Source organism: Chthonomonas sp., assembly GCF_035294505.1.
Taxonomy (GTDB): domain Bacteria; phylum Armatimonadota; class Chthonomonadetes; order Chthonomonadales; family Chthonomonadaceae; genus Chthonomonas.
On the sequence record NZ_DATGKU010000123.1, the window covers coordinates 1 to 9,747 of the forward strand.

The 9,747-nt window shown below is 55.1% G+C and carries 8 protein-coding genes; 3 read left to right on the plus strand and 5 right to left on the minus strand.

Annotated features, from left to right (window positions below):
- A partial coding sequence (locus VKV18_RS07345; RefSeq protein ID WP_324203561.1) for a metalloregulator ArsR/SmtB family transcription factor occupies positions 1-266 on the minus strand: 266 nt, incomplete at its 3' end.
- Between the two features lie 170 nt (positions 267-436).
- Between VKV18_RS07345 and VKV18_RS07350 the strand changes: the two genes are divergently transcribed.
- Both VKV18_RS07350 and VKV18_RS07355 read left to right on the plus strand, forming a co-directional pair.
- The gene (locus tag VKV18_RS07350; protein ID WP_324203562.1) at positions 437-1,594 is read left to right on the plus strand and encodes a VIT1/CCC1 transporter family protein; all 1,158 of its coding nucleotides are present in this window, start codon (positions 437-439) and stop codon (positions 1,592-1,594) included.
- A 242-nt stretch (positions 1,595-1,836) separates the two neighbouring features.
- On the plus strand, positions 1,837-3,843 hold the full coding sequence (locus tag VKV18_RS07355) for an HD domain-containing phosphohydrolase (RefSeq protein ID WP_324203563.1): 2,007 nt from the start codon (positions 1,837-1,839) through the stop codon (positions 3,841-3,843).
- A 15-nt stretch (positions 3,844-3,858) separates the two neighbouring features.
- On the opposite strand, the gene VKV18_RS07360 is transcribed toward VKV18_RS07355, so the two are convergent.
- Positions 3,859-4,806, minus strand: a complete 948-nt coding sequence (locus tag VKV18_RS07360) for a DNA methyltransferase (RefSeq protein ID WP_324203564.1) — start codon at positions 4,804-4,806, stop codon at positions 3,859-3,861.
- 152 nt (positions 4,807-4,958) lie between these two features.
- On the opposite strand from VKV18_RS07360, the gene VKV18_RS07365 reads away from it, so the two are divergent.
- Positions 4,959-6,134 carry a redoxin family protein gene (locus VKV18_RS07365; protein WP_324203565.1) on the plus strand — a complete coding sequence of 392 codons (1,176 nt, stop codon included), beginning with the start codon at positions 4,959-4,961 and terminating at the stop codon, positions 6,132-6,134.
- A 43-nt stretch (positions 6,135-6,177) separates the two neighbouring features.
- Here VKV18_RS07365 and VKV18_RS07370 read toward each other — a convergent pair whose 3' ends face one another.
- The 3 genes from VKV18_RS07370 to VKV18_RS07380 form a co-directional block, all read right to left on the minus strand.
- A complete protein-coding gene (locus VKV18_RS07370) occupies positions 6,178-8,373 on the minus strand; it encodes a discoidin domain-containing protein (protein ID WP_324203566.1) in 2,196 nt (731 codons plus the stop codon).
- 26 nt (positions 8,374-8,399) lie between these two features.
- Positions 8,400-8,651 (minus strand): hypothetical protein, encoded by a 252-nt coding sequence (locus tag VKV18_RS07375; RefSeq protein WP_324203567.1) that lies wholly within the window; start codon positions 8,649-8,651, stop codon positions 8,400-8,402.
- 3 nt (positions 8,652-8,654) lie between these two features.
- Positions 8,655-9,747 (minus strand): aminotransferase class I/II-fold pyridoxal phosphate-dependent enzyme (locus VKV18_RS07380; protein ID WP_324203568.1); only part of this gene is annotated, 1,093 nt, incomplete at its 5' end.

Genomic DNA, 9,747 nt, shown 5'->3' on the forward strand with positions numbered 1-9,747 from the left:
GAGAGCAGGATACGCAGATGATGCGATACGGCCGGCATGGACATATCGAGCAAAACGCTTAGTTCACAAACACAAAGTGGCTCGTTGGAGAGGGCATAGAGAATGCGTAAGCGCACGGGGTCGGCCACGGCCTTCAGCAGACGCGCCGTCTCCTCGAAGTTCTCTTCCGGCGGCATCTCCTTCGCCACGCGACGCACGCGCGTTGGGTCGCTATTGTAGGTATCGCAGGTGATCTCTTCTATGGAACGTTTCAAACGGGTCGGCATCGTTTCCTCCTTCAAACAATTGTACGATTGTTTAATTGATAGAGTTTCCACCATGCTCCAGGAAAGCGATTGTAAGCAGCCGATACAGTCGGCAGTCGCTACAAAATGGAGAAGATAACCTCACTAGATCGTAGAAACACAACAGAATGAGCGTGCATGGAGGCTAAGAAGTGGGTAAGGTCAGCCCCCAAATTGAAGACGAGCTTCTAGAACTCCTTCGCCATAACTGGGAACTGGAGATGGACGGATATGCGATGTATTCAGCGCTTGCCGAGCGCGATCGCGTGCCCGAACGGAAAACGATTTTTCGCAAAATGGCGGAGCTGGAACGTCGCCATGCCGAGCAGTGGGCCAAAAAACTGCAGGAGATGGGGGCTGCCGTCCCAACAGAGCATAAGGGAGAGAAACACTCCGTTAATTTAGCGACCAGCTCCGGGGGCATGCAGCAGATCATTTTGGCCATTGAGGCTGAGGAGCGACGCGACATTGCCAACTACCTTCAGCAGATGCAGCAGATAGAGGATGAAACCATCGCCTCCATCCTACGCGAGGTTGTGCTCGACGAGTTTGCCCAAGCCCGCATTCTACGCCGTTTATACGCTCAAAGCAGCCCGCGCTCCGTGCTCGATTTTCTGTTGAGTAAGGAGCGACGCGCCACCGGAAGCTGGATCGGAGACGCCGTTTACGGGGTCAATGATGGTCTAGGTGCTATTTTTGGGATCGTGAGTGGAGTTTCGGGGGCTACTCTTGGCAACAGTAAGTATGTTTTATTGGCCGGCCTAGCCGGCATGATCGCTAGTGCTTTCTCCATGGGTGCCGGCGCCTACCTTTCGGCAAAGAGCGAAAGAGAGATTTATGAGGCTGAGATGCATCGGGAAAAGGAGGCCTATGAAGCCCACCCGGATGAGGCCAAGGAGGAGCTGGCCATCTTCTATCAACTGAAAGGGATACCCGAAAAAGACGCCGTTAAGATCGTGGAATATCTGGCGGCTAAACCGGAACAGTTTCTACGCACTCTGGCCGCCGAAAAGCTCAATCTAACCGATGAAGCGCTCTCCAATCCCATTACTTCGGCGCTTTCCGGCATGTTCTCCACGGCGGTAGGGGCATTCATTCCCATCATCCCTTTTTTCTTCCTCACCGGCTACACAGCGGTCATCGTAGCGGCCGTGGTTTCGATGGCAGCCCACTTTGCGGTGGGAGCCGCCAAAAGCTTGCTAACCGTGCGCTCCTGGTGGAGCAGTGGCTTGGAGATGACGATTGTAGGCGCCCTCGAAGGGCTAATTACCTACATCATCGGCATTGGCCTGGGACATGTCGGCGCCTAGCAAGCAAGCTGTTGAATGCTCTTTCGATACTGCTTGAAAAAAGTTGTTGACATAACATCAGGTTTGTGCGATAATCTTAGAAACGAATCGCTCCCGGCGTTGCGATTTCTGTCGTGAAGCTCAAACAGACTACGTAGTCTGCAGTGCGTGAACACAAAAGCCAATATCTAAGATACAAGAGGACATGCTGTTCGTCTGAAGAATGCCTTTCTTAGGCGTTTTTGGAGGGCCAGAGAAGTATCATGAAGACGCCGGTTGTTTCTGCCGATGAGGCAAGAGTGCGGGCGCTTCGGCAGTATGCCATCCTCGATACGCTGCCCGAAGAGCCTTATGATCATATCGCGCTTGCCGCAGCCACTTTGTGCTCGGCTCCCTATGCGCTGATCGGGTTTGTAGACGAAGAACGAGTCTGGTATAAAGCACAAGTAGGCCTAAACCTTGTGGAGTTGCCTCGCGAGATGGCCTTCTGCTCTTATGTGATCTCTGAAACCAAACCTTTGCTCGTTCCCGACACTCAGCGCGACTCACGTTTTGCGCTCTGTCCTCTGCTCCGGCCGCCGCACTCAATTCGCTTCTATGTTGCTGTGCCGCTCATCACGCCAGATGGCTACGTTATCGGTGCCCTCAGCGTGCTCGATGTTCGCCCACGACGCTTGAAGCGTGAGAAGCTCCATGTTCTGCAAACATTGGCCTCCAGCATCATGCACCGCATGGAGCTTGACCGAAAATCGGCGGAGCTGAAACGCCTCCTGGTGGAGTGGGAATGGATGGAGGATGCCCGTCGCATTGAGACCTCCATCCTCAACGCCGTGGTTGAAGGCACAAGCGACGCTATTTTCGTGAAAGATACCCAAGGTCGCTATCTCAAAGTGAACCCCTCGGCGGCCTCTTTGCTGGGCCGCCCTCAAGAGGAGATATTAGGCCGCGATGCCCGGGCCTTCTTCACGGAACAGGAATCGCGCAACCTCATTCAGAGCGATCTTGAGGTGTTACGCTCCGGCCAGACGCGCATGGTTGAAGAGATCATCACCGTGCGCGGAAGCCCCCGCGTCTATCAAACCACAAAAAGCCTTTGCCGTGATGAAAACGGCCGCATTCTCGGCGTCGTAGACATCTCGCGCGATATTACAGACCGCAAACGGGCCGAAGAGAGCCTGGAACGTCAACTGCGCCGATTAGCGGCTCTGCGCTCCATTGAAATGGCCATCAACGCCAGCCTCGACCTACGTATCACGCTCGAAATCCTCCTCGACCAGGCCGTCGCCCAATTAGAAGTGGATGCGGCCGATATCCTGCTTATCAACAGCTATACCCAAACCCTTGAGCTTGCCGCACGTCGCGGCGTTTGCGCTTGGGAAAAACGAGTCGACTCCTGCCGACTCGGCGAGGGCTTCGCCGGTAGAGCCGCCTTAGAGCATCGGATCGTGAGCGTTCCCGACCTCGAACGCGGCGCAGAGGGCGATCCCTCCCCGCTTTTGCGCGCCGGTGCTGTAGGCTACTTTGCCGTTCCCCTCATCGCTCGCAATCATATTCGCGGGGTGCTTCAAATTTACTACCGCGGCCCGCGAGAGTTCGATGCGGAATGGTTCAACTTCTTAGAAACCCTCACCGAGCAGGCCGCCATTGCCATCGAAAACGCCACCCTCTTTGAAGACCTGCAGCGCACCAATCTTGAACTTACGCTTGCCTACGATGCCACCATCGAGGGCTGGGCACATGCGCTTGACCTACGTGACCAGGAGACAGAGGGCCACTCCCGACGCGTTACCGACCTCACCCTCCGACTGGCCCAGGAGGTAGGACTTAGTAAAAGCGAACTGATGCATGTGCGCCGCGGTGCTCTGTTACACGACATCGGCAAAATGGCCATTCCCGATCGCATTCTTTTTAAACCCGGCCCTCTCGACGAGACCGAATGGGAAATCATGAAGCGACACCCAGTCTATGCCTACGAGATGCTGGCAAAAATTGACTATCTGCGCCCCGCCCTCGATATTCCCTACTGTCACCATGAAAAGTGGGACGGCACAGGTTATCCTCGTGGGTTAAAAGGAGAACAGATTCCCATTGCTGCCCGCATCTTCGCCCTTGCCGACGTTTGGGATGCTCTTCTCTCCGATAGACCTTACCGTAAAGGATGGCCGGAAGAGAAAGTGCGTGCTTATATCCGCTCGGAAGCCGGTAAGCATTTCGACCCGGAGATCACCCGCCTCTTCCTCCGTCTCCAGCTTGAGACTATCGCGGTGTGAAAGGAATTCAACTTACTAATCAGAACGTCGAAAATCAAGCAAATACTCATAGGTAATCCCCATCGTAATATAGTTGGATGGCCATCCTAAAATCCCAATCCGATTGACGATGTTGGTGCGATCCCAAATGATAATATTGCGCAACTCATAACCTCGTTTTCGTAGCTCCTCGACTACGGCAATATGGATGGTAATGCGCTCGTTCTCCCACCACATATCGGGAACATTCACCACATAGTGCCCCTTAGGACGCAAAAGCGGCAACAGATTTTCAAAGATATCCCCTAAAGCTGCCGTATACTCCTCTAACGACATGGTGCCTAAATCACGAGGTTCTTGTGAATACTGCTCCACCCTGCCAAACTGGCTGTTCTTTCTCTCGTTGCCACGACGTGATTTGTTTTTTCGTTCCCGATTTAAAAGATTAGCGTAGGGCGGCGACGTCCAGATTAGACTTACCGTCTCAGGAGCGAGGTAGTGAGGAATATGGAGAGCGTCGTCGTGCACGGCGATCTGCTGGGTCGTATGAAACAGACTCCCCTCTCTCAAACGCTGGATACACAGCTGAATATAACGCTCCTGAAGATCAAAACCCACCGCATTGCGATTTAGCTCCTGAGCCGCAACGAGCGTCGTCCCACTGCCTACAAAGGGATCGAGCACAAGTTCTCCTTCATGTGTGAACAACTCGATAACACGACGCGCAAGGGCAATGGGAAATGTTGCCGGATGAAGCTCTTTATCGCGGATGTCGCGCCCGCAATAGCTTACCTGCCAAACCCCCAGTTGGCTTTTGATCCACTCTTTCGGAGTGAGACAGTTCAAGTGGTTTGGAGGGCAGTTGCAGGTGCGAAGATGGGCGACATCCAGTCGGCTCCGATAAAGCGGCGAACTTTCGCCGATCGCCAATGAAAAACGGTCTTGAAGGTTTTCGTCTTCCTGCTTATAAGCGGGTTGTTGCATCTATTATCCTGAGCCTATCCTCTCTGTTTACCCTATCGAAGGAGGTGTTGCAGAAAACGGCCTCTACATAGCTCAGTATACCAAAATCTGGTGCCACCTTCGTGCTGATACACGTATTAACTAGCGTATATCTTCATTTAGCGAGGAAGAACATGATGATGTCACGCCGTGCTTCCCTCGGTCTTATAGGAACGGCCTTGGTTCTTGGTATAGGAACCTGGTTCTTTGCCAACGGCGCCGCCCCGCAACAGAACACGGTAAAAGTATCCGATGTGGTAGACCCCGTTTATCAAATTCAAAGCGAAAACTGGCCGCAGCCAGCCCCCCGATTCTACGGCACCGCCCAAGATTGGCTTAACACCGGGGGCAAAGCCCTCGATCTCAAACAGCTCTTGCAAAGCGGCCATGTGGTGCTGATTGATTTCTGGGAATACACCTGTGTGAACTGCCTGCGCACCCTGCCCTATCTCAAAGCCTGGAACGAACGGTATGCCAAAGATGGCCTTGTAATTATCGGCATCCATACACCGGAGTTTCGGTTTGCACATGATCGCAACAATGTGGCCGAGGCGGTGAAAAGGCTTGGCATTACCTGGCCTGTCCTCATTGACAGCAATTATGAGAACTGGAATGCCTACCATAACAACTTCTGGCCCCGACACTACTTCATCAACATGCACGGCTATATTGTGGCCGACCATGCCGGTGAAGGCGGATACGAGGAATCGGAAGCCATTATCCAGCAATTGTTGCACCAACTGCATCCAAATCTTAAACTTCCTCCCTTGCTCAAGCCACTGCGCCCTGAAGATGCCCCCGGTGCCCGCTGCTACCCCATGACCCCCGAACTGTATGCAGGCGAGAGAGGACTTCTGGAAGGCGCACTTGGGAACATCCCCAATTGGGCCCCAGGACGCCTCCATCACCTGCCCGCACCAACAGGGGCGCTTGAAGACGGTGTCATCACCCCGGTCGGCGTCTGGATCACCGAACCGGAAAGCCTGCGTCATGGCCGTGCCACCAATAACTTCGAGGATAGCATCCTGCTGCGCTATCATGCGATTACGGCCAATGCGGTGATCAAGCCGGAGAACAGTGTGCCCTTCCGTGTCTATGTCTTTCAGGATGGCAAGCCGGTTAGTCCTTCCGACAAAGGGGCAGACATTCATTACGATGAAACGGGCAAAAGCTACATCCTCGTAGACCAGCCCCGCATGTACCAGCTGATCCACAACCGAATGTTCGGCAGCCATACGCTGACCCTTACATCAAACTCGCCCGACTTCGCGCTTTATTCCTTTACCTTCACCTCCTGCACAGAAGGTTAGCCCTTTCTAGAGGGGGCAGGCGTTGTGCCTGTCCCCTTCTCTCTTAAGGATGGGCCGTCTCTTCCGCAGCTGCAGGCGCACAGCCGATAACCGTCAACGAGGTAGGCGGCAGGGTTAAACGCGAGGGGGCTTCAACCGTAAAGTGCAGAGGGGGGGTGTCCGGAGCGGCATAGCTCTCGGCGCCGTGAGCATGCCAAACATAGTTTGCCGAGGATAGCTGCCAAACCTCAATAGGCCCCTTCGCCGCAACAGTACCCCTCTTCGTGTGCCACACAAGTTTTACCACCATCGTCCTTTTCGCATCTTTGTTCAGCAGCAGGATCGTCCAACGCCCATCCGGATGTTTGGTGGCGAAGGCAACTAACACCTGTTTTGTGCTGTCTTCCACCGAACAGTGGGCAGAATAGAGCTGTATCTTGGCTTGTGGTGGAGACGCCCAAATATGGGTAAGCATCCATGCGGCATAATAGGTGGCCAACGGCTGTTTAATGCGATGCCGGTCGTCCGAGAGGAATAGGGCCAAGTTGCCCCACGAGTTACACCGAAGCTCATCCATCAACGGTTGCGGCGCATAGCCGTAAAGGTAGGCTGTATCTCCCCCCAAACTTAAAAACATTCCCACGATCTCCGCATTGAGGAGGGCCGCCGGCCTGTCGGCCTCCGGTCTACCGGCAAAAGCCGAATAACCGTACTCTGAAACGATCCATGGAACCGTTTTTGGCACCCCCTCTGCTCTCCAACGCGCTAAGGTGCGCTGAAGCAAAAGCGGATTGCGCAACAGCTGGCGCTCTGTATCGTTGGTACAAACATTATCAAAGGGATACCACTCAAAAGAGAAATAGCGCAGATCGTCGAAATGGCCATGTTGTTTCAAATACACCAAAAAACGATGCACCCAAGAGCGATCACCGGAGGCATTAGGCCAATAGAGCACGTCCTGTAGCTCCGTTTGAAAGCCCGGCCCAACTAGCGCCAGCTGGGGGTCGAAACGATGAATGGCCGTAGCCCATTCCACAAAGAGCGCCCCGTAGTCCTCAGGAGACACATACTGCCCATCCGGCTCTTCACCAAGCTCCACGCCTTTCATGCGGATACCCCGTGCTTCAAGCCAACGCAGCTCGGCAACGGCGTTTTCCGGCGTGTCATAAAGCAAGCCTACCGGTACCAACATCGGCAGATCGCCAGACAGCCCGCTGTTCTTCACAAGATCGAAGCCGGGCTGTTCCACATTCGCGTCTCGATCTTGCGCACGATGCCATGGATCGGTGGAAGAGACGCAAACGAGGGTCTGATGTTTGTTTGGCGCATGGCGCACCTCATCGTGCAGTTTGCCATGCTTATCCAGCCAACCGATCTGCACCTCGCGCACGGCGTACCCTAGGCCATCGCGCACATCGGTAGCCCCCTTGGGGGCACGTTCGCTGCTTTCGGTCATCCAAATACGAACAAGCCGCACGGAGATGGGTTTCTTGCACAACGGCATGAGGGCGTCGCCTCCCGTTCCGTGCTCCACCAGCCCTTGTGGGAAGAGATGCCATCCGTTCGTGCTGAAGGTATCATCAATGGACTGATCGGTCTCCCCGTCGGAAGTTCGCCAGTACTCCACGCGAAAGCGAGTAGCGTAAGGCTCCGCCCAATAAATCCGAATGGCGTTCACCGGTCGCGGCTTACCGAGATCAACCAGAATCCATTGGGGGTGCAGCGCGTTGCTCTCGTGCGTGTAGTAACGATCAAGATAGGGATCGCTTTTCCAAAACGTGTGCAGGTCGCCGTCATCAAGACGAGAGTAGCCCTCATTATTGGCCTGGTCAATGGTATCTCCACGTCGGGGAAGCCGGTAGCCGTTGGAAAGCAAGATCGGTGTGGTGGATGTAGCATCCGATATCCAGTAGCCTCGACGATGGCGCGCATCGCTCCAATACCCCTGCGGGTTCCAGTGCCAACACTCTACCCCCAACTCCGTCCGCAGCCGATAGGCCAGCGAACGCAAACCGGCCGTCTTCATGGCGGCGATGTTGGCCGGCGTGAAGATACCGGCCATATCTCCTTTTTCCATGCCGTCAATGCAGGCCCCGAGCGCACTTTCCGGTCGGAAAGCCCTCACAGGGACTTCCGCCTCTATAACCACACTCCCTTTTAAAGGCGTGTGTGCCCGTGTGTTTGGCCCTTTTGCTGCCACAAGCACTGCGAGCAAACCGAGGAGGCCGATGCCTGTTTTATAGCGGTGTAAGAGACGCATTTTTCTGAAGCAGGGCGCCCTTCCCCTTAAGGAGTGGAAAGGCCAAGAGTGGTTTCGCCTCTTAGCACAAGCCGGTGTCCCCCATCCCAGACATAATAATAAAGCTTATCTCCGTGTGCTACCCAAACGGACGCACCGTTTTTATCGGCAGAGGCCGACACAGGTGCCGCAGCGGTTCCGGCAGCGCGCACATCCATCGGGCGCCATTGCTGCAGCGCCAACAGCCCAACCAGCAGCGTTAGCAGGATAAGCCACACGCGAACACTCTTCTCTCTCATAAGTCAGTCCTCCCTCAAGGCCTGGTCTAAATCCTTTTGCAAGTCTTCCACGTGCTCTTGTCCTATATGCAGCCGCACAAACCAAAGAGTTTCGTCCGGGGTACCCCCTATCCTTTCAGCAGGAAGCGCCATAGGTAGGGCTAGGCTCTCAAAGCCGCCCCAACTGCACCCTATCTGAAAATAGCGCAGCCGGTTCACGAAACGTGCGGCGGCCTCACGGGTGGGGCGCTTTAGCCGTATGCTCAGCAAACCGCTTGTGCCGCGCAGCTGCTTTGCTGTTAGAGGTGCCTGAGGGTCGCCCGGTAAGCCCGGATAGTAGACCTCTGCAACGGCCGGATGTTCACGCAGCCATAAGGCGATGGCCTTTGCGTTCTGCTGATGACGCTCCATGCGAACAGGCAGGGTGCGGATACCTCGTAGAAGCAGCCAAGCCGCAAAGGGATCGAGGGTGGCCCCGAGTAGGCAGCACTCTTCCATCGCAAGCTGGCGCATTTTTTCGCGCGAGCCGGCAACGACCCCTGCCACGATATCGCTATGGCCACCGAGATATTTCGTTGCGGAGTGTACAACGAGGTCTATCCCAAAATGAAGCGGGTTTTGAAAGTAGGGTGAGGCCCACGAGTTATCGCAAATGGTGGTCGCCCCCTGACGCTTGGCGATCTGGGCAACCGCTTCGAGGTCTTGCTGTCGCATGACCACGGTGGAGGGCGATTCGAGATAGAGCAAGGTGGTTTCCGCCCGCAGGGCGCGCTCATAGTCCGCCGGGTCGGCTCCATCTACGAAAGTAACGCTCACCTGAAAGCGCTTTAAGTAGTCCTGGAGCAGTTGGCGTGTGGGCCCATAGACTGTTTGCGGGGCGATGACGTGGGCGCCTGCCCGCACACACGAGAAAATGGCGGCAGCAATAGCCCCCATTCCACTTGCAAAGCAACGCGCCATCTCCGCCCCTTCGAGAGCAGCGATTTTGCGCTCCACGATATCGGTGGTTGGGTTCGTCACGCGCGTGTAGTCGTAAAAACGGCTGACTCCCCCGGCGGCCTCCTCGATCTCCGTCGGCTCTAGCTGATAGTTTGTCGCCCGCTCTTCATAGGTAGGA